The following is an 18,680-nucleotide window of genomic DNA, read 5'->3' as shown; positions in this document are numbered from 1 at the left end:
CGTCCCGTCAACGTCTCGCGACTACGCCGAACAGGGCAGCCCGCAGCCGCTGCGGAACAGTGAACAGCCGACCATGGAGGGCAACATGCGAGTCATCGTCACCGGAGGGGCCGGATTCCTCGGATCGCATCTGTGCGACGCCCTGCTCGCCCGGGGTGACAGCGTCGTCTGTGTCGACGACCTGTCCACCGGGAGACCGGAGAACCTGCGGCACCTGCAAGACCACCCGTCCTTCCGCTTCGTGGAGTGCGATGTCAGCCTGGCGCTCGACATCCCAGGACCGGTGGACGCCATAGCCCATCTGGCGAGCCCCGCCTCGCCACCGGACTACTTGCGCCGCCCGCTGCAGACGCTGGCTGCCGGCAGCCGGGGCACCGAGCACGCACTGCGCCTCGCGCGCACCCACGGAGCCCGGTTCCTGCTCGCCTCGACCAGCGAGGTCTACGGCAGCCCCGCGGTTCACCCGCAGCCGGAGGAGTACTGGGGTCACGTCAATCCGATCGGCCCACGGAGCGTCTACGACGAGGCGAAACGGTTCGCGGAGGCGCTCACCACGGCCTATCGGCGCAGCCAGGGCACCGACACCGCGATCGTGCGCATCTTCAACACCTACGGGCCTCGGATGAGCGCGCAGGACGGCCGCGTGGTCACCAACTTCATCACCCAGGCCCTCGACGGGCAACCGCTCACCGTTTATGGCGGCGGCGCCCAGACCCGCAGCTTCTGCTTCGTCGACGATCTCGTCCGAGGGCTGCTGGCGATGCTCGACTCCACTGACGCCGGGCCGGTCAACCTCGGCAACCCCGAGGAGTTCACGGTCCGTGAACTAGCCGACGTCGTCATGAAGTTGACAGGGTCGCGCACAGCGATCCAGCACGATCCGCTGCCTCAGGACGACCCGCCCCGCCGCCGCCCCACCATCGAACGGGCCCAGCGGATCCTGGGGTGGAGTCCCACGGTCCGCCTCGAGGAGGGCATCCGCCGGACCATCGACTGGTTCGAGAGCCACCCCGACGAACTTCGCGGCGTCTCGCTGGCGTCGGTGCCGCGGTGAGTGCTGCCGCCCGCCGTGTGGCGCTGGTGACCGGGGCCGACCGGGGCCTGGGCCGGGAGATCGCGCGCCAACTCGCCCACCTGGGGCTGACAGTACTGCTGGGCAGCCGCGGGGCACAGCGCGGCGAGGCGGCCCGGCGGGCCCTTGCCGAGGAGGGGGCCGAGACCGACGTCGTCCCGCTCGACGTCACCGATCCGGATGGGGTCCGGGCCCTCGCCCAGGCCGTGGGTGAGCGTCACGGGCGCCTCGACGTCCTCGTCAACAATGCCGGGGTCTTCGCCGGGAGCCGGGCCGTGGAGACCACCGCGGCTGATCTGCGTGCGCAGTTCGAGGTCAACGTGTTCGGCGTGGTCACGGTCACTCACGCCTTCCTGCCTCTGCTCCGCCGTGCCCCCGCGCCGCGCATCGTCAACGTCTCCAGTACCACGGCCTCCATGACGCTGACGGCAGCCGGCGCGGATCTGCCAGGGGACGCGGAGGTGAGGATGGCATACACCAGCTCCAAGGCCGCACTCAATATGCTGACCGTCCAGTACGCCCGGGCCTTCGGCCGTGACCCGGCGTACGCCCACGTCAAGGTCAATTCCGCCACTCCGGGCTACACGGCGACCGACATGAACGGACACCGCGGTGATCGCCATGTCCGTGACGGGGCGCGGGCGATCGTCGACCTCGCCACACTCCCGGACACAGGCCCCACCGGTGCCTTCATCGGCGACGAGGGGTCGGTGGACTGGTAGGGGGAGGGGCCGGTGCGGCCGGCCCCTCCGGTACGGGCGACCGGGGACTCAGCTCTCGGCCCAGTCCGTGAGGACCGCCTCGATCTGACGGGACGTCACAGCAGCGATCCGGGGTGACTGTTCGGCATAGGCTGTGTACGAGCCGAGTCCGCTCGTCAGGCCCCATCCTCGCCCCCGCGCCCATGTGGCGTCGTCCGTGCCCAGCGCCGCGCGGAATGTTGCCCGGGTGGTGGAGGTCAGGAGGGTATAGGCCATCATCAGGTCACTCGCCGGGTCACCGAACCCCAGGCCGCCGAAGTCGATCACCGCGCTGAGCCGCCCGTCCACGGTCAGCAGATTGCCGGTGTGGAAGTCGCCGTGGAACCACACGGGCGGTCGGCCCCAGGGATCAGCTGTCAGGGCCGCGTCCCACACCGCGGTCATCGCGTCGGCGTCGAAGACGTGGGAGACCTGTGCGATCGCGGCGCGCGTCGAGCGGTCGCGGGTGGCCAGTGGTTGCTGGGCCAGATCCCTGGCGGCGTCCGGCGTGGGTAGGCATACTTCCCCGAACCCCCACAAAGCGCCAAGGAACTCGGCGAGTTCAGCCGCGACGGGGAGGGAGTCGCCGAGCGCCTCGGCGGTGGCGTCCTCTCCCTCCAGCCAGCGGAAGACCGACCAGGGCCAGGGGTAGCCGAAGCCTGGGCGCCCCTGTGCGACGGGGGCCGGGATGGTCAGGGGGAGGTGCGGGGCGAGCCGGGGGAGCCAGGTGAACTCCTTGGCGATATGGCCGAGTGGGCCCGCGTGGCAGGGCATGCGCACCGCAAGTTCCGTCCCGAGCCGATGGATCACATGGTCCGACCCTCCCGGCTCGACGCGCTTCAGCGGCAGGTCGGCCCACTCGGGGAACTGGGCGTCGACCAGTGCGCGGACTAGGGCGGTGTCGATGGCGGGGCGGAAGTCCGCGGGGACTGCGATGGTCAAGAGATCCTCCTGAGCTGGTCCGGTGCGTGGAGTGGGGTGGTGGTGCCGGCAAACGGACGGGCTGCGCGGTCGCCCGCACAGCCCGTCGCGCCGGTCCGTTCCGCGGGGCGAGAGGGCCCCTGCGACTCAGAGCCCCAGCCGCTCGACCAGTCTGGCCGATCCGCCGTCGAACTGCCGCGCGGCCAGCTTCGCCGTGTGCTCGGAGAACTCCTCGCGCCGACCGAGGAATTCGCGGATCACCTCGGTGTCGATGGAGCGGGTGCGCATCCCGATGCCGAGATGTTCCAGCATCTTCGCGTTGAAGCTCTGCTCGTAGTTGTCGAAGGGAACGCCGAGTACCGGCTTGCCGAGGTGGACGCACTCCGACAGGAGCTGGTGCCCGGCGGTGGAGATGACGGCCGAGGCGCAGGAGAGGGCCTTGGTGAACTCAGCCCGGTCGAAGGGGATGAGCTCCACGTTGGCAGGGCCCGAGGGGGGCAGTGTCTTCGCGAAGACCTTGAACCTGATCTCGGGGAAGCGAGCCAGGACCCGCAACGCCTCCTCGGGGCTCTGGCGCATGGGGCCGTAGGGTGACATGTAGACGAGTACGGACGACGAGTCGACCGAGGGAGACAGTTCCAGGACGTCCGGGCGCAGGATGGGTTCGAGGACCTGCCCCTCGAATCGCTCGTCCCGATCCCACTCCATGGGGAAGAACGACGACGCGATCCGCTCGTCCGCTGCCGGGAAGAAGTAGCGCAGCCGAGCCGCCTCCTCGAGGCGTGTGAAGGCGCCGACGTCCGGGGTGCGGTACAGGAGGAACTTGCTCTGCTGCTCCGTGGTGATCAGTCGGCTTCCGAGCATGTACGAGACCTGGGCGCTGGCCGGCTCGTAGTCGGTGAAGACGGTGTCCGGCACTCCGCCGAGCTGCTCGAGGACCTGTTCGCAGACCCCGAAGCCCCAGGCGTCACCGCGCGGATCCTGTGTCCTGCCCGCCGCCGCACTCGCGGTGATGTCCACTCCGGCCGCGCCGACGGTCAGCCAGCCGCCGGGGAAGTGGGTCGGCTCGATGATCGGCACGGTGGGGAAGGCGTCCCGCAGCGCCGTGGCTCCGTCGCTGAAGCTGATGACGGCGACACGGTGCCCCCGGCGCCGCAACTGGGCGATCAGATTCCACTGCTGGGATGCGTGGCCGATCCCCATGCCGCAGACGCCGACCAGTATCCGCCGACACGGGACGGCTTCCGCTGCTTGCGTCTTTGCTGGGTTGGTCATGGACGTGTCGCCTCCTGGTTGGCAGCGGTGAGGGCCCCGATGCTTCCAAACGTTGCCATAACCGAGGAGGGTTTGGCAATGCATCGTCAAACCCTCAAAGGCTGCTGACTGAGTGTGCGTCAGGCTTGTGAGGTCCCTTGGAGGTGTGGCCGTGTTGACATTGTCAATTGCCAATCTGTTGACAATAATTACTGTCGGGTGAGGCAAGAGCCGCCCGACCGCTGAGGAGAAGTGAGGGAGCTTATGTCCCGGTTCGATGACCCGGCATTCTTCGGGCATCTGTGGGCGGAGACGTACGACGAGAACACGGACCTGGACCCGTCGGAGGCGGTGGAGTTCCTTGCTCCCCTCGCCGCGGGCGGGCGTGCTCTCGAACTCGCCGTCGGCACGGGTCGAGTGGCGCTGCCGCTCGCGGCGAAGGGGGTCGAGACCGAGGGGATCGACGCCTCCGCGGCGATGATCGACAAGATGCTCGCCAAACCGGGCGGCGACCGTGTGACCGCCACCGTCGGCGACATGGCCGAGGTACAGGCCGAGGGGCCGTTCCGGCTCGTCTACCTCGTTTACAACACGCTCTTCAACTTGTGCGACGCCGACCGCCAGGCCGCCTGCTTCCGCAACGTCGCCAAGGTGCTGGAGCCGGGCGGCGCCTTCGTCATCGAGTGCTACGTCCCCGACCCGCCTCGCCATGACCGCACCAAGCCGCTGACGGTGAATGAGGTGACGGAGGACTCCGCAACCCTCTCGGTCCACACCCACGACCGCAACGCGCAGACGTTCCTGCGGCAGACGATCACCCTCGACGCGGATGGGGTTCACCTGCGCCCCCACTCCGAGCGGTACTGCTGGCCCAATGAGCTTGACCTGATGGCCTCGCTGGCGGGGCTGCGCCTGGAGGCACGCTATGCCGACTGGGACCGGTCGCCGTTCGGCCCGGCCAGCCGCAGCCACGTCTCGGTGTACCGTGCGGCGCTCTAGAAGCGGACCTGCAGTGCGACGCGTTCCGCCTCGCGCACCACGGCCTTGCGAAGGCGCTCGCTCAGTGAGGTGATCGGGGCGAGGATGCGACACTCGTCGATCTCGCCGTCCGCCCACGGCAGGCCGAACCCGACGAGGGGCAGGACGGTCAGCGGGGTGCGGGGACCGAAGAGCGCGGCGGTCGCAGGAGCCGGCGTCTTGGTGCCGTGGTCAACCGCGGCACCAAGTACCAGTGTCGTGCGGCCGTCCTCCGTGCCCTTGACCGCTCCCAGGGTGAGGCCCGCGCCGAGCCCGGCGGAGACGGCGTCGAGCTCATCCAGGACCTCGGGCATGATCCGGTCCGTCTCGAGCCAGCCGAAGGCCAGCGCGAGTTCCAGTTCCCGGCGGGGCCACTTGGCCAGGTAGTAGCGGTTGTTGCGCCACGCCGAATCCCCGTTGTCGCCGATGGAGCGCGGGTGCGGCAGGTGGATGCCGTACACCTCCTGTCCAAGGACGATGGGCGTCCCGGTCAGGCAGACCCTCAGGGCCCACTCCTGGTCCTCGGGCCCCCAGCCCTGGAAGCCTCCGTCGAATGTGAGCCCGTGCTCCTGGATGGTCGCGGTGGGGATGGCCATGACCGCGCCGCGCACGAAGACCCAGGGGAATCGCGCGATGGCGGATTGGTGATCGGCGTTCCATCGCACGTCCATGACCACCCGGTCCTGCGTCTCGAGCTGCGCGAGCCGGTGCCGGTAGTGGTCGAAGGAGGCGACCTCGGCGGCCCCGACCTCATCATCGGCGTCGTAGCCGATGGTCTGGCCGACGACGCAGATGTTCTGCCGGTGCGCGTAGTGCCGGGTGTACAGGTTCTCCAGGAAGCGAGTCGGCAGCACGATGTCCGCGTCCAGGAAGAGGGTGACCTGCCCGCGCACATGGCGCAGCGCAAGGTTCCTGGCCCGGCAGATGTTCCAGCCGTCTTCGGCGCTGAGCACCGACACGACGCTGAGGCGCTCGGAGAACTCCCGGATCAGCGAGACGAACTCCGGGCTGTACTCCGTCGCGCCGATGACGACCTCGAACCGCGAAGGGTCCATGGTCTGTTCGGCCAGCGCCGACAGGGCAAGGCGGAGATTGGTCAGCCGCTGCTTGTAGGGGATCACGATGCTGAAGGTCGGTTCAGTCATGGCAAATAGTGTGCCTTCAGATTGCCAAACATGGCAATATTGAGCGCAGGGCGGCAAGGGGGCCGGCCGGGGTGGTCTCGGGGTGCGGAGGGGGCCATGGCTCGCCTTCAAGCCGTTCGACCGTAGGCTTGACATACCGTTCGACCGGTTTTTACCCTGAGGTTGAGAGTTTCGACAACGTGATCCGTCACCTGGAGTCCGCGTGACCGACCAGCAGACCGCAGCCGGGACCTCTCAACGAGACTTCGGGCAACCCATGTTCAGTCCGTCCGCCGTGATCGCCTCGTGTGTGGGATTCGTTCTCATCGGGGCGCTCCAGGCGCTGTACGGGCCCTCGATCCCGGCGTTGCGCGAGGAGTTCGGGCTGTCGCCGTCCGCTGCGGGGCTGGGCCTGAGTGCGCACTTCATCGGCGGCGTCACCGGCGTGCTGCTCTTTGATCGGCTTTTCGGTCGGGTCGGTAATCGGCGCCTCCTGGGCGCCTCGTACCTGCTGATGTCCTTGGGCGCCGCCGCCTTCGCACTGGCCCCGAACTGGCCCGTCGCTCTGGCGGCGGCCCTGTGTGCCGGTCTCGGGTTCGGCGGCGTCGACTATGGGCTCAACCAGCTGTTCGCCGTCGGCTTCGGCCGGCGCTCGACCGCGATGCTGAACGTGCTCAACGCGCACTTCGGCGTGGGCGCGATCCTGGGTCCCGGTCTCATCGGCGCGGTGGGGTCCGGGCATTACGCGGCGGTCTTCCTCGGCTTCGCGCTGGCCAACCTGCCGCTGCTGCTGTGTCTCAGGGGTGTTCGGGACCGCCTCGCGGACGCCCCGGGCCGCGCCCGGGACCCGGGCGCGGGCTCGCCCCTGGGTCGCAGCCTGATGTCGGTCCTCGCGGTGTTCGTCGCCCTGTACGTCCTGCACGTCGGCATTGAGGCCGGTGTCGGGGGCTGGGAGCCCACGCACCTGGAAACCGTCGGATACAGCGCGGGTGTCGCCGCGACAGCCACGTCCGTGTACTGGCTGATGATGACCGTGGGGCGGTTTCTCGTGGTGCCGATCGCCCTGCGCTTCTCCGCACCGGCCATCATCACCGTCTCCTGCGTGGGCATGACGGTCTGTCTGCTCCTGGCCGCCGTGCCGGCGCTGGCTCCCTACGCCTATGCGGGGGTCGGCCTGTTCATCGCGCCGATCTTCCCGACGGGGCTGCCCTGGCTGCACCAGGCGGCGCCGCGGGCCCGCCGAGCCGGAGCCGTGGTGATCGCGGCATCCATGGTGGGCGGTGTGGCGGCCGGGCCGCTGCTGGGCAAGGGCATCGAGGGGGCCGGGGTTCGTATGGTGCCGCTGTTGTTGTGTGCCGTCTCGGTTATGTGTCTGGCGGCCACGCTCTGGCTGATCCGCGCCACCCGGAGCCGGTGACCTTCATCATCGTCGGGCACCCAAGTTGCCTTGTGCGCAAGGAAGTTGGGTGTTCAAAATTTTAAGCCAGTCGACCGGTTTCTCTTGACCTGTCGTTCGGCCGGTTTCTATGGTGAAGGTGTTGCCGGTGAGGCCTATGGCCCCGGCCCGCCGTCCGTCTGCTCCACTTCCGATTGCCCCAGGGCCGTGTGCCCCCGAGCGCAGGAGTTTCGCCCATGCATCAGATGTCGGCATGCCTTCTCGAGGACTTCTCCACCGAGCTCTTGGCGTCGCTGCTCGCCAGCACACTCGACAGCCAGGAGCGCGCCTTTGAGTTGCTCCGTGAGGCATACGACCGCGATGCGGCCGTGTTCGTGGTGGGTAACGGCGGCAGCGCCAGCAACGCCTCACATTTCGTGTGCGACATCACGAAGAACACGAAGCCCGAACGGGGACACGGCCTACGGGCGGCCACCCTGAACGACATCGCCGTGCTGACCGCTTACGCCAACGACACCTCCTACGCCGAGGTGTTCAGCCGTCAACTGGACTCACAGGCCCGCCCCGGGGACGTACTGGTCGTCATCAGCGCGAGCGGGCGCTCGCCGAACATCGTGGAGGCGGTGCGGGCGGCCCGCCGCGTCGGAATGTCCGTCCTCGGTCTGCTCGGACACGACGGCGGGGCGGTGGGGGACCAGGTGGACGCCGCGGTTCTCGTCGACAGTGCCGACCCGGGGATCATAGAGACCCTGCACCTGGGCATCTGTCACGCGTTCACCCGAGCGCTGCGTGCCCACGCCGCCGTGAGCTCACCCGAGCTGGTGACGGTCGGATGAGGCTGCGCGCCGTGCTGCTGGACCGTGACGGGGTCCTCAACGTCAACCGGCCCGAGCACATTCGCCGAGCCGCCGACTGGCAGTGGTTGCCCGGAGCGCGCGCCGCATGCCGCCGCATGAACAGGGCGGGGCTGCGCCTGGCCGTCGTGACCAATCAGGCGTCCATCGGACGCGGCTTGCTCGACGAGCAGGGGCTCCACGACATTCACCTTCGCATGCGGGCCGGACTGCGGTCGGCGGGCGCGCACATCGAGTCCGTACACCACTGTCCCCACACACCGGAATCGGACTGCGCCTGCCGCAAGCCGATGCCGGGACTGCTTCTCGATGCGCTCGCCACTCTGCAGGAGACTCCCGCCGCGGCGGCCATGGTCGGCGACCACGAGAGCGACCTCCGCGCGGCAGCCGCCGCCGGCGCCAGGTCCGTACACGTGCGAACCGGCCGCGGTAGTGCGCCCCTTGAGCCCCCCGTGGGCTACCTCGGTTCCGTCGCCGACCTCACCCAGGCGGCCGAACTCCTGACGGCGCTCGCATGAATCCCCCAACGACGCCTTTCACCGCGACCACGCGGGCAGACCCCCGGAGGAGCCCAGTGACGGCCGACAGGTTGCAGGCCGTGGTCCTGGCCGGTGGACGGGCCACGCGCCTGGGCGACCTGGCGGGCACCACTCCCAAGGCCCTTCAACCCGTGGCCGGACGCCCTCTGCTGGACCACATCATCGACCCTCTGGTCGAACAGGGCTTCAGCCGCGTGCACTTTTGCCTGGGGCATCTCTCCGACACCGTGGAACGGCACGTGGGCGACGCCTACCCCTTCCTCAAGGCGACGGTCAGTGTTGAGGCGACGGCCCGGGGTACGGCGGGAGCCCTGGTGGACGCCCTGCCCTTTCTGGACGAGGTGTTCCTCGTCCTGCTCGGGGACACCTATGCCCCCTTCGACCACGCCTCGCTCGCAGCGCACCTTCCTGCCGACGCCGATGCGCTGATGGCGCTCACGGCGTCGATTCCCGACGTCCAACCGAACGTCTCACTGCGCGACGGGCGCGTGCACGGGTACGACAAGTCCCGCAAGATTCCCGGCGGACTGATCGACACCGGCACAGCCGTGATCCGGCGCCGTGTCATCGAGCAGTTCCGCGGAAGCGCCGAGCCGCTGGATCTCGGCACGGTCTTCCACCTCCTGCTCGAGCGGCACAGGCTGGCCGGCCTGGATGTGGGCGCACAGTGCTACGACATCGGCACCCCCTCTCGCCTCGCCCTGCTCGACGCTTGTCTGACGTCACCCCGGCCATGCTGATCAGCAGCGCGCCGCTGCGGATCTCCCTGTCCGGCGGTGGCACGGATCTCCCCAGTTACGCGCGACGGTACGAGGGACTGGTCCTGGGCGGGGCCATCGACCGCAGGGTCGCGGTCATGACCTCTCTGTCCCGGACGACGGCCGCCGTCCGTAGCGGTGCCAGAGCCTGCCTGGACCAGTGTGCCGGGTCATCGGATCTGACGTCGCTGGACAACCCCTTCGCACGGGCAGCCGTCGAACGACACTGGGACGGCCGCCCGTTGGAGATCGTTTCCATGGGAGATGCCCCCGGAGGCACCGGTATCGGCAGCTCGGCCGCGTTCTGTGTGGCCATGGTCGGCGCCCTGGCCCCGGGAACCGCCGACACCCCTGCTGACCTGGCCGAGGCGGCTGCCCAGATCGAGATGGGCGCGCTGGGGAGGCCCGTCGGCAGACAGGACCACTATCTGTCCGCCCTCGGCGGCTTCCGACTCATGCGCTTTCACCAGGACGGCACCACCACGGTGGAGCCGATCGAGGTCTCCTCCCGCACGCGCCGGCAGCTCGACGCTGAACTGATGCTGTTCTTCACGGGCGTCACGCGGGACGCCAGCTCGATACTCAAGGCGCAGGACAGCGGATCGCGCGCCGACGACGAGCGGGTGCTCCACCGGCTCCACGCCATCAAGGCACTGACCGGACACATGATCAAGGCGCTGTCCGCCGGTGACTGCGACGCCGTGGGGGCCATCCTCCACGAGCACTGGGAACTCAAACGGGGCTTGAGCGCCAAGGTCTCCCTGGCCCAGGTCGACGCGTTCTACGCGGACTCCCGGGCCTGCGGGGCCACTGGGGGAAAGCTGCTCGGCGCGGGAGGCGGCGGATATGTGCTGCTCCACGTTCCGCCGTCCGCGCAGGCCGAGGTGCGGACCCTGGCGCAGGCCGCCGGTTTCATCGAAGAACCCTTTCGCTTCGACCCTGCCGGACACCGGCTGTCCCGTCCCTGAGGCCGGCCTTGGCACCGCAACCTCACACAGCCCTGAAAGGACACTCCATGTCCAGAGCAACCTCACACGTCATGGTCACCGGTGGCGCGGGACTCATCGGCGCGGCCCTCACACACCAGTTGGTCCGGCAGGGGCATCCCGTCTCCGTCGTCGACCAGGTCCCATGGAACGAAGCCACCCGCTTGCACGACCTGGACCTCGGCGCCCAACTCGCCTACCACCAGGCGGACATCCGCGACACAGAACGCCTCGCCGACCTCGTGCCCGGGCACCCGACCGTCTACCACCTCTCGTCGAACACCGAGAACCGAGGCGATCGAGCCGCGCGCACCGCGGACTTCGACATCACCGCGGGCGGCACGGTGGCACTTCTGGAGGCACTCGTCCCGTACCCCGGCACCACCGTCGTCCTGACCTCCAGTCAACTCGTCTACGGACAGGCGGCGCGGGACGGGCTCCTCGATGAGGAGAGCAGCCCGCTGCGACCCACCAGCCGATTCGCCGCCGGCAAGGTCGCCGCGGAGGCGTTCTTGCGCGCGTACGCCGATGAACTGGGGCTGAACGCGGCGATCTGCAGACTGTCCAACATCATCGGCGACGGCATGCGGCGGGGCATCATCCATGACTTCGTCAGCGAACTGGCGGCCCGCCCGGACGAAATCAGGGTGCTCGGTGACGGCACGCAGGAGCGCAGCTACCTGCACGTCGAGGACTGCGTGGACGCCCTGATGGCCGCGGCGCAGCACGCTACCCCGCGGTGTCCCGTCTTCAACGTCTGCAACTACGACACCACGACCGCGGCCGAGGTCGCCCGCCTCGTGGGCCAAGAGCAGCCCGGGGGCGACCCCGTTGTCTCCTTCACGGGCGGTGAGCGTGGCTGGAGCGGTGACGTTCCCACCGTGCGCGTGTTCCCCAAGGCCTTGGCGGCGCACGGATGGAAACCCGGGCTCACCTCCGACGACGCCGTACGAGTGGTCGCCCGGGCCCTCTTCGCCTGATCGGCACCCCCACCCTCCGACACCGACCCCTTGGACTGCCCGTGGACCACGATGCGCACGCCCTGCCCGCAGCCGAACGTTGGCGAGCCGGTGCCCGCCGCTCCTTGTACTCCAGCCGATGGGTCTCGCTCGACCTGGTCGACGTCACTCCGCCGCAGGCAGAGGCCTATCGCCACCACGTGGTGTCGGTTCCTCCGGCTGTGGCCGTGGTGCTCGTCCACCCGGACAAGGGCGTCCTGCTCCTGCACCGTCATCGCTTCATCACCGACACCATTGGGTTCGAGGTGCCGGCCGGTGGGGTGGACCCGGGCGAAGGTATCCAGGAGGCGGCCGCGCGCGAAGTCCTGGAGGAGACCGGTTGGCAGGCCGGGCAGCTGCGTCACTTCTACACCGGTAACGCCTCGGACGGCGTGTCCGACCAGAAGTTCCACTTCGTCCTGGCCCGCGCCGACCGCTACCTGGGCGAGCCCCGGGACTCCTACGAGTCCAGCAGCCAACAGTGGCACCCCGTCGACGAGATCGGAGGCCTGATCCGAAAGGGGCTGGTCCCCGGTTGCCTGAGTTCGGTGGCTCTCTTGTACGCGCTCCAGTTCGGGCTGCTGGACGACGGGGCGGCCCAGGCATGAACCGGGGCCAGATCCTCGTCACCCGTCCGGACCGTCTCGACCTGATCCAGCAGGCCGCGGCGTCACTGCGGTGCGAGCCCCGCGTCCTGTTCAACAAGAGCGATCCACCGGGTGCCGCCTCGGCCGGGGAGGAGGCGTTCGCGGCCGCCCGCCGGTCCGTGACGGCCCTGGCCCTGCGCACGGGCGATGTTCGTGCTCTGTTCAGCACAGCGGGATACGACCTGGAGACCGTACGCGATTCTCGTTTGGCGTCCGTATGCGCCGAAGCGGGCGTCGCCTTCATCGGCCAGAACACGGTGACCGCCGAGCTCTGCGCGGACAAGAGCCGGACCAAGGCGGTGCTCGGTGCCGCGGGCCTGCGGGTGGCGCCCGGCACCCTGCACAACAGCGCGCGCTCTTTGAACCGCGCCCTGCGACGCGCCGACCGGCCCTCCTACGTCAAGCCGGTTACCGGGGCATCGGGCGAGTTCAACCGTGTCGTGCGGCCCGGCGAGCAGCTCGATACCTCCACGCTGTCCTTTCCGGTGCTGCAGGAGGAACTGCTCTCGGGCACCGAGGTTTCCATCGACGTCGTCTCTCACCCGGAGGGGGAGGCCGTCTATCCGCCGATCCACAAAGGCGAGCTCGGCACATCGCCCCAGCATCCGCGCAGCAAACTGAAGATCTGCCCCTACCCGTGGGACGGGGCCGACCATGCGGCTCTCGTACGGACGGCCGTTGCGGCCGCACGAGCGGTGGGCAGCACTGCCGTCGCCAACATCGACCTCGTGCTCCACGACGACGCAACCGTAACCGTCCTGGAGATCAACGCGCGCTTCTCCGGTTCGACGTCCATGCTTCAGTCCGCGACGCGTGTCAATCCCTACGAACTCCTGCTGTCCGGGGCGCTGACAGGACACGGGAAGAGGGGCGAGATCGGGGCGTGTACCACGGTGCTGGAATTCCCGTACTACCGCACTCCGGCCAACGTCCCCGCTTTTGCGACCTTGACGCCCCTCACACCCCGTGACGGCTGGATCGGGACCGCGTCCCTGCGTGTCGATGCGGCCGTCCTGGGAGGGGACGTGACGAGGTTCCTGCAGGCGTGTGCCTCCGCCCGCTTCGAACGCGACATCCATGCAGCCGTCCATCCGCGAACGGAGAGCCTGTCGAGCCATGCCGGAAACCACTGAGGTCCTCTTCGTCAACTCCTCGAAGACAGAGCCGATATCCGTCATCGAGAACACCCCGGACACCCGGCTGCGCGTCATTACGGAGCCGCAGTACGCCGGCCTCTATTCCGCTGCCACCGAAGTGCACGTCCTCGACACCCTCGACGACCTGTCCCGCGTCCAGAGCACCGCCTTGCGGCTGGCCCGTGAACGGCCCGTGGACGCCGTGATCGGCGCTTCGGAGCGAGCCCTGCCCATAGCCGCCTATCTGCGCGCCACCCTGGGCCTCGAGGGCACCTCCTTCGACACAGTGAACGTCTTCACCGACAAGTACGCCATGAAGAGGAAACTCGCAGACGCGGGCATGCCGATCGCGCCACACCGCCGGGTCTTCGGCGTCGAACAGATCGAGCGGGCGGCCGCAGAGCTCGGCTGGCCGGTCGTGGTCAAGCCGGTTCGCGGTTCCGGATCGGTCAACACCTTCGCTGTGGCATCCGCGGAGGCTCTCGCCGACCTGCTCGACTCGCCAAGTGGCGTCGGCCTGCGGGGCGTTCACTGCCCCCTGCTGGTCGAGTCGTTCGTGGAAATGGACGGCGAATACCACTGCGACGCCGTTGTGGAGGCCGGCCAGACTCAGTTCCTCTCCGTGGCACGGTACTTCGATCCGTTGCTGCACAACCTCGACCGGATCATCGGGTCCATGCATGTGCCCGAGGACAGTCCGGTCCACCGAGAGGCGACTGCACTCCACGACGCGGCCGTCGACGCGCTCGGACTGGATCGCGGAGTGACGCACCTCGAGCTTTTCCGGACCCGCACCGGATTCGTGGTCGGTGAGATCGCATGCAGGCCCGGCGGCGGAGGAGTTGCCGCCCAGATCTCCCTGCAATACGGGGTCGACCTGTGGGAGGCCTTCATCCAGACGGAACTGAACCGGCCCGTCCACGTCCGTCCGCAGCATCGTGGCGGCATCGTCAGCACCTGCGAACTTCCCGTCAGGCTGGGCCACGTGTCGCGCATGACCACCGAAGCCGAGTTCCACGCGCTGGACCATGTCATCGGCGTCGACATCCGCCTGCGGCCGGGCGACACCGTCACGGGCACCATCCACTCCTCACGCATGGCGGGAGTGGTGTTCTTGCACACCGACACCGAGGAACAGGCGCGCAAGAGCGCCGAAGCCGTGTCCCAGCTGTTCGAACTCGAAACGGTGAGGTGAAGACGAGCGTGAACCTCCTCCTGCTCAATTCCATTCGCTACCGGAACTACCTGACTCCCGACGGGCCGGTGCTCGACCCCGCCGACCATCGCCTTCACGTCATCACCCACAAGCGTTTCGCGGCAGCGATTCCCGATTCCGACTACCACGCGCTGTCGTCAGTGACCGAATGGAACGACGACGACTGCCTGACCACCGCGCGGAACTGGCACAGAGCCCACCCGCTGGGAGGCATCGCCACCGTCTCCGAGGACCGCGTCCTGACCGCGGCCAGGATCCGCGACGCCTTGGACATACCAGGAATGCGCCTTGAACACGCTCTCGGATTCCGGGACAAGGTGGTGATGAAGGAACGTGTCGCCGCCCACGGCGTCAAGGTCCCCTCCTTTGCCGCCTTGCGTTCGCCCGCCCAGGCCACTGCGTTCGTCGCCGAGCACGGTCGCTGCGTGATCAAGCCCCGACGGGGCAGCGGATCGGCGCAGACCTACGTCGTGGACCTCCCCGCCACCGCTGACAGCATCTCTCGCCAACTGGTGGACGACCCCAGCGACTTCGAGATCGAACAGTTCATCGACGGGCCGATGTACCACTGCGACTCACTCGTGGTCGAGGGACAGGTGGCCCTCGCCTCCGTCAGCGCCTATCGGACACCGACTACCGGCTTCACCACACAAGACGCCCTGGTATCGGTGATGGAGCAGGACTCGGAGCTGATCCACCGCATCAAGGGGATCAACCGCAAGGTCGTCGAGGCACTCGGCCTGCACCACGGCGTCGGGCATCTGGAGGTCTTCGTCACCCCCTCCGGCGACATCGTGTTCTGCGAAATGGCATGCCGGCCCGGCGGAGCGGGCGTCATCCCCTCCGTACAGGCGGCCTATGGAGTCAACCTGCTCCACTCACTCCTACGCCTGGAAAGCGGCCAGCAGGTAGCCGTGAGCGGCTACGCCCACCAACTCGCGGCCTGGATCACCTTCTACCGAAGAACGGGCACTGTCATCGCCGCGAACTCGCTGCAGGACTTCCCCGAGAAGTGGATCCCGCACCGCCGGATCTACGTGGCCGAGGGCGACGTCATGACGCAGTCCCAGCATTCCACCGACGCGGCCGCCCACTTCGTCGTCACTGGTCAGGACGGCGACCAGCTGGCCCGGCGCGTCGAGACAGTGTGCGCCCGCTGGTCCATGGAGGCACGCGGTGAAGGGTGAGCTCTCCCTCCTCAGTCTCAGCCGCCTGACCTCGACCGTCGGCGACCAGTTCTACGTCGTGGCCCTCGGCGTCGCTGTGTGGGACCGCACCGGATCACCCGTGGCCACTGTGGCAGTCCTGAGTATGCGGGGCCTGATCCATGCCCTTGGGATGTTCGTTTACCGCTCGGGGTCCCTGCGCCGGCAACGGCTTATCGCCGTCGGCGGTGACGCCTGTCGCGTTGTCCTGGTCCTGGGCATGCTCCCGGCCCTCGCCTACGGCATGGCCGCTGTCTATGCCCTGATCGCCCTGATCGAGGCTGTCCAGCTCTACTACTCACCGGCGCGCATCGTGCTGGTCGACAACTGCGCCGCAGACCGGACACGGGCCCACAAGACCGACCAGGTCGTGACGACCCTCGCGCTGACCGCGGGCCTGTGTCTCTCGGGTGTCACCTATGACATGTGGGGTCTCACCACGGCACTGGCCGTGGACGCGACGAGCTTCGCCGTGAGCGCGATCCTGCTCTGGTTCGCCACTCGCCGCATCGCGGACGACCCGGCACCGCAACAGACCGAACGTCCACGCGGCTCGACACTGCGCTGGGTACGCGATCTCCCTGCGAGTGCCGGCCGATCAGCGGTACTGATCGCACCGCTCGCTTACTTGCCCATCAACGCCTTCAACGGACTCCTGGTCGTCTGGACACTCACCGAACTCGACGGCACCGCCAGCTCGTACTCCTTCCTGGAGGCCTGTATGGCCGCGGGACTCGTCGTCGGCTCGCTGCTCACGGCGCGGGCAGCCGAGCGGACCTCGACCTCCCTGGGACTGGAACTCGTCCTCATGGGCGGGGCCTACAGCGCCGCTGCGCTGTGGGGTTCGTTCCTCGCCGCGACCATACTGCTTGCGCTGTCCGCCGCCGCGAACATGGCCTTCGCCATGCGCCAGCGGCTCCTGGTCACACAGACGTACACGGCACCTGAGGACATGGGCCGAGCCTGGCAGTTCTATCGCTCGGCGTCAGCCGTCGTCGGCGCCGTGGGCGCCACGGCCGTCGCCGCTGTCGCCGAGATCAGCTCGGTGACGGTGACGTTGACGGCCAGTGGATTCCTCCTCGCCGTTGTAGGACTGCTGCTGTGGTCCCGGACGAGACGAGCTGACCCGCCCTCTTCGCCGAGGCAGGCGCCGAGCGCCCGGCCGGCCCGGCCCGGCGCCACCTTTCAGCGCTCATGATCCGCGCATCGTGACATCCACAGGGATGGGACCATCTGGTGAAGCTCATGTTGACCGCGAGCGGCCTGCGCAACGCGTCGCTGCGTGAAGCGCTGCGGGACATGCTGGGGAAGCCGTTCGAGTCGGCGCACCTCGTCCACATCCCCACCGCGTCCGTCGCCGAACCGGGGGACCACGGGTGGTTCGTCAGGAGCATGAGCCACCTGCATGCTCTTGGCTGGCGGGAGTTCGACATCCTCGAACTCAACGGTCTGCCGAAGCAAATGGTGCGTGATCGGCTGCTCCGCGCTGACGTTGTCTACGCCGAGGGCGGCAACCAGTACCACCTGGCGCGCAGTATCACCGGCAACGGCTTGGCCGACGACTTCCTGGCGGCCCTGGAGGACAGGGTTTACGTAGGAGTCAGTGCCGGATCGATGATCTTCAGCCGCAATCTCACCGCACACTCCGCCGACGTCATAGGGGACGCCGTGGACCTGCACAGGCTCGGCGCGAGGACCGTGCAGCCGCCCTTCGGCCTCTTCGACTGGTATCTGAAGCCGCACCTGCACTCGAAGGACTTTCCCGAACGTGACGATGTCTGGGCCGACCGCATCGTCGCGCGCGCCGACTTCCCCCTCTACTTCCTCGACGACGAGACAGCTGTGCGCGTCAGGGGATCAGAGGTAGACGTCGTTTCCGAAGGCCGGTGGCGGTTTCACCCGTAGGGCGACGCGGCTGTGCCGGTCAACGGTTCAGCGAGGAACTCACGCGCCCCGCGCAGCCGGGTGCGCAGGTGCCGCTGAGTGGAACTGCAGTCGAGCCGTACATCGAGCGGACCGGGGATGCCGCTGTCGGCACGGCGGGCCGTAACCAGTGCTGAGGCGTTCAACCCGTCCCGGTCGGCGATGAGTCGACCGAGCTCATGACGGCTGACCGCGTCAGTGCCGGTCACATGATGCACCCCCCGGCGGGAGGACGCAGCGAGCTCAAGGAGCGCAGCGGCCAGATCGGACACATGGACCGGACAGCGGATGTCGTCGGTGAACAGAACCCCGTCACGGCGACCGGTCGCGAGGTCGTGCACCTTGGTCTCCTCTCCGCTGTTGCCGTCGCCCATGATCAATGAGGTACGGGCCACGACCGCGTCCGGTGCCACGACCTTGACCGCGGCTTCCGCCGCCGCTTTCGCCGCGCCGTACGCAGTGATCGGATCCGGCGGGCAGCTCTCGTCGTAATGGTCCCGGTCGCCCGAGAACACGGCGTCGCTGGAGACATGGACCAGGCGTATCCCACGGGCTGCGCAGAGCCGGGCGACGCGCACCGCTCCTTCGGCCGTGGTGGCCCACTCATACCGACGGTGAACTGCGTTGACGATCACTTCAGGCCGTACGACCTCGGCCACTGCAGTCACCGAGTCGTCCTGGAGAAGATCGACGAACTGCCAATGGGCGCCCGGGACATCGCCGGGCCGGGTCGCGTAGGTCGCCACGGCCCGATGCCCGTCATCCAGCGCCCTCCGGGTCACCTCCCTGCCGAGGTAGCCGCTGCCGCCGAGGATCAGGATCTTCATAGGAGGGCACAATAATCCACCCGGCTGCCCCCTTCGCGGCCGCACCTACCGGGCGTTGTTCGGGACC

19 protein-coding genes are annotated in these 18,680 nt (G+C 68.4%); 15 read left to right on the top strand and 4 right to left on the bottom strand.

The genetic code is table 11. The features are described 5' to 3' along the window. Positions 1 to 85: 85 nt before the first annotated feature. Together ACZ5WE_RS25260 and ACZ5WE_RS25255 are read left to right on the top strand one after the other, a co-directional pair. Positions 86 to 1,054, top strand: a complete 969-nt coding sequence (locus tag ACZ5WE_RS25260) for a UDP-glucuronic acid decarboxylase family protein (RefSeq protein ID WP_467692690.1) — start codon at positions 86 to 88, stop codon at positions 1,052 to 1,054. Further along, entirely contained in the window at positions 1,051 to 1,794 is a 744-nt protein-coding gene (locus ACZ5WE_RS25255; RefSeq protein ID WP_467692692.1) for an SDR family NAD(P)-dependent oxidoreductase, read from the top strand. The genes ACZ5WE_RS25260 and ACZ5WE_RS25255 overlap by 4 nt, the downstream gene beginning before the upstream one ends. A gap of 48 nt (positions 1,795 to 1,842) precedes the next feature. On the opposite strand, the gene ACZ5WE_RS25250 is transcribed toward ACZ5WE_RS25255, so the two are convergent. Both ACZ5WE_RS25250 and ACZ5WE_RS25245 read right to left on the bottom strand, forming a co-directional pair. Next, positions 1,843 to 2,754 (bottom strand): aminoglycoside phosphotransferase family protein, encoded by a 912-nt coding sequence (locus ACZ5WE_RS25250; protein ID WP_467692694.1) that lies wholly within the window; start codon positions 2,752 to 2,754, stop codon positions 1,843 to 1,845. A 126-nt stretch (positions 2,755 to 2,880) separates the two neighbouring features. Beyond that, the gene (locus ACZ5WE_RS25245) at positions 2,881 to 4,008 is read right to left on the bottom strand and encodes a glycosyltransferase family protein (RefSeq protein WP_467692696.1); all 1,128 of its coding nucleotides are present in this window, start codon (positions 4,006 to 4,008) and stop codon (positions 2,881 to 2,883) included. A gap of 243 nt (positions 4,009 to 4,251) precedes the next feature. Between ACZ5WE_RS25245 and ACZ5WE_RS25240 the strand changes: the two genes are divergently transcribed. Next, on the top strand, positions 4,252 to 4,986 hold the full coding sequence (locus ACZ5WE_RS25240; protein WP_467692698.1) for a class I SAM-dependent DNA methyltransferase: 735 nt from the start codon (positions 4,252 to 4,254) through the stop codon (positions 4,984 to 4,986). On the opposite strand, the gene ACZ5WE_RS25235 is transcribed toward ACZ5WE_RS25240, so the two are convergent. Next, positions 4,983 to 6,149, bottom strand: coding sequence for a glycosyltransferase family 2 protein (locus tag ACZ5WE_RS25235; protein WP_467692700.1), 1,167 nt, complete (start codon positions 6,147 to 6,149; stop codon positions 4,983 to 4,985). The two genes, ACZ5WE_RS25240 and ACZ5WE_RS25235, sit on opposite strands and share 4 nt — an antisense overlap. A 256-nt stretch (positions 6,150 to 6,405) precedes the next feature. Here ACZ5WE_RS25235 and ACZ5WE_RS25230 point away from each other — a divergent pair, with 256 nt between their 5' ends. The 12 genes from ACZ5WE_RS25230 to ACZ5WE_RS25175 all read left to right on the top strand — a co-directional run bounded on the left by ACZ5WE_RS25230 (position 6,406) and on the right by ACZ5WE_RS25175 (position 17,768). Further along, positions 6,406 to 7,545, top strand: coding sequence for an MFS transporter (locus ACZ5WE_RS25230; protein ID WP_467692820.1), 1,140 nt, complete (start codon positions 6,406 to 6,408; stop codon positions 7,543 to 7,545). A gap of 215 nt (positions 7,546 to 7,760) precedes the next feature. Then, entirely contained in the window at positions 7,761 to 8,360 is a 600-nt protein-coding gene (locus ACZ5WE_RS25225) for a D-sedoheptulose-7-phosphate isomerase (protein WP_467692702.1), read from the top strand. Continuing rightward, on the top strand, positions 8,357 to 8,896 hold the full coding sequence (locus tag ACZ5WE_RS25220; RefSeq protein ID WP_467692704.1) for a D-glycero-alpha-D-manno-heptose-1,7-bisphosphate 7-phosphatase: 540 nt from the start codon (positions 8,357 to 8,359) through the stop codon (positions 8,894 to 8,896). Before ACZ5WE_RS25225 ends, ACZ5WE_RS25220 begins: the two co-directional genes overlap by 4 nt. A gap of 56 nt (positions 8,897 to 8,952) precedes the next feature. Continuing rightward, a complete protein-coding gene (locus ACZ5WE_RS25215) occupies positions 8,953 to 9,657 on the top strand; it encodes a nucleotidyltransferase family protein (protein ID WP_467692706.1) in 705 nt (234 codons plus the stop codon). Continuing rightward, a complete protein-coding gene (locus ACZ5WE_RS25210; protein ID WP_467692708.1) occupies positions 9,630 to 10,643 on the top strand; it encodes a GHMP family kinase ATP-binding protein in 1,014 nt (337 codons plus the stop codon). The genes ACZ5WE_RS25215 and ACZ5WE_RS25210 overlap by 28 nt, the downstream gene beginning before the upstream one ends. A gap of 47 nt (positions 10,644 to 10,690) precedes the next feature. Beyond that, complete coding sequence (locus ACZ5WE_RS25205) at positions 10,691 to 11,641, top strand: NAD-dependent epimerase/dehydratase family protein (protein WP_467692710.1); 951 nt, start codon at positions 10,691 to 10,693, stop codon at positions 11,639 to 11,641. 41 nt (positions 11,642 to 11,682) lie between these two features. Further along, positions 11,683 to 12,267 carry an NUDIX hydrolase gene (locus tag ACZ5WE_RS25200; protein ID WP_467692712.1) on the top strand — a complete coding sequence of 195 codons (585 nt, stop codon included), beginning with the start codon at positions 11,683 to 11,685 and terminating at the stop codon, positions 12,265 to 12,267. Further along, positions 12,264 to 13,439 carry an ATP-grasp domain-containing protein gene (locus ACZ5WE_RS25195; RefSeq protein WP_467692714.1) on the top strand — a complete coding sequence of 392 codons (1,176 nt, stop codon included), beginning with the start codon at positions 12,264 to 12,266 and terminating at the stop codon, positions 13,437 to 13,439. The genes ACZ5WE_RS25200 and ACZ5WE_RS25195 overlap by 4 nt, the downstream gene beginning before the upstream one ends. Then, complete coding sequence (locus ACZ5WE_RS25190; protein WP_467692716.1) at positions 13,423 to 14,637, top strand: ATP-grasp domain-containing protein; 1,215 nt, start codon at positions 13,423 to 13,425, stop codon at positions 14,635 to 14,637. Before ACZ5WE_RS25195 ends, ACZ5WE_RS25190 begins: the two co-directional genes overlap by 17 nt. An 8-nt stretch (positions 14,638 to 14,645) precedes the next feature. Next, positions 14,646 to 15,845, top strand: a complete 1,200-nt coding sequence (locus ACZ5WE_RS25185) for an ATP-grasp domain-containing protein (protein WP_467692718.1) — start codon at positions 14,646 to 14,648, stop codon at positions 15,843 to 15,845. Next, the gene (locus ACZ5WE_RS25180; RefSeq protein ID WP_467692720.1) at positions 15,835 to 17,061 is read left to right on the top strand and encodes an MFS transporter; all 1,227 of its coding nucleotides are present in this window, start codon (positions 15,835 to 15,837) and stop codon (positions 17,059 to 17,061) included. Before ACZ5WE_RS25185 ends, ACZ5WE_RS25180 begins: the two co-directional genes overlap by 11 nt. Before the next feature lie 38 nt (positions 17,062 to 17,099). After that, the gene (locus tag ACZ5WE_RS25175) at positions 17,100 to 17,768 is read left to right on the top strand and encodes a Type 1 glutamine amidotransferase-like domain-containing protein (protein ID WP_467692722.1); all 669 of its coding nucleotides are present in this window, start codon (positions 17,100 to 17,102) and stop codon (positions 17,766 to 17,768) included. Here ACZ5WE_RS25175 and ACZ5WE_RS25170 read toward each other — a convergent pair. Continuing rightward, positions 17,759 to 18,613 carry an SDR family oxidoreductase gene (locus tag ACZ5WE_RS25170; protein ID WP_467692724.1) on the bottom strand — a complete coding sequence of 285 codons (855 nt, stop codon included), beginning with the start codon at positions 18,611 to 18,613 and terminating at the stop codon, positions 17,759 to 17,761. The two genes, ACZ5WE_RS25175 and ACZ5WE_RS25170, sit on opposite strands and share 10 nt — an antisense overlap. Positions 18,614 to 18,680: the final 67 nt, after the last annotated feature.

The organism is Streptomyces sp. NPDC033180, from assembly GCF_055577645.1.
The sequence above is the reverse complement of the archived record's forward strand: the minus strand, read 5'-3'. Positions and strand labels throughout refer to the sequence as shown.

Coding starts and splice junctions, on each gene's coding strand:
- ACZ5WE_RS25260 (WP_467692690.1), top strand. CDS start 86: ATGCGAGTCATCGTCACCGGAGGGGCCGGATTCCTCGGATCGCATCTG.
- ACZ5WE_RS25245 (WP_467692696.1), bottom strand. CDS start 4,008: ATGACCAACCCAGCAAAGACGCAAGCAGCGGAAGCCGTCCCGTGTCGG.
- ACZ5WE_RS25240 (WP_467692698.1), top strand. CDS start 4,252: ATGTCCCGGTTCGATGACCCGGCATTCTTCGGGCATCTGTGGGCGGAG.
- ACZ5WE_RS25235 (WP_467692700.1), bottom strand. CDS start 6,149: ATGACTGAACCGACCTTCAGCATCGTGATCCCCTACAAGCAGCGGCTG.
- ACZ5WE_RS25230 (WP_467692820.1), top strand. CDS start 6,406: ATGTTCAGTCCGTCCGCCGTGATCGCCTCGTGTGTGGGATTCGTTCTC.
- ACZ5WE_RS25225 (WP_467692702.1), top strand. CDS start 7,761: ATGCATCAGATGTCGGCATGCCTTCTCGAGGACTTCTCCACCGAGCTC.
- ACZ5WE_RS25220 (WP_467692704.1), top strand. CDS start 8,357: ATGAGGCTGCGCGCCGTGCTGCTGGACCGTGACGGGGTCCTCAACGTC.
- ACZ5WE_RS25205 (WP_467692710.1), top strand. CDS start 10,691: ATGTCCAGAGCAACCTCACACGTCATGGTCACCGGTGGCGCGGGACTC.
- ACZ5WE_RS25195 (WP_467692714.1), top strand. CDS start 12,264: ATGAACCGGGGCCAGATCCTCGTCACCCGTCCGGACCGTCTCGACCTG.
- ACZ5WE_RS25190 (WP_467692716.1), top strand. CDS start 13,423: ATGCCGGAAACCACTGAGGTCCTCTTCGTCAACTCCTCGAAGACAGAG.
- ACZ5WE_RS25170 (WP_467692724.1), bottom strand. CDS start 18,613: ATGAAGATCCTGATCCTCGGCGGCAGCGGCTACCTCGGCAGGGAGGTG.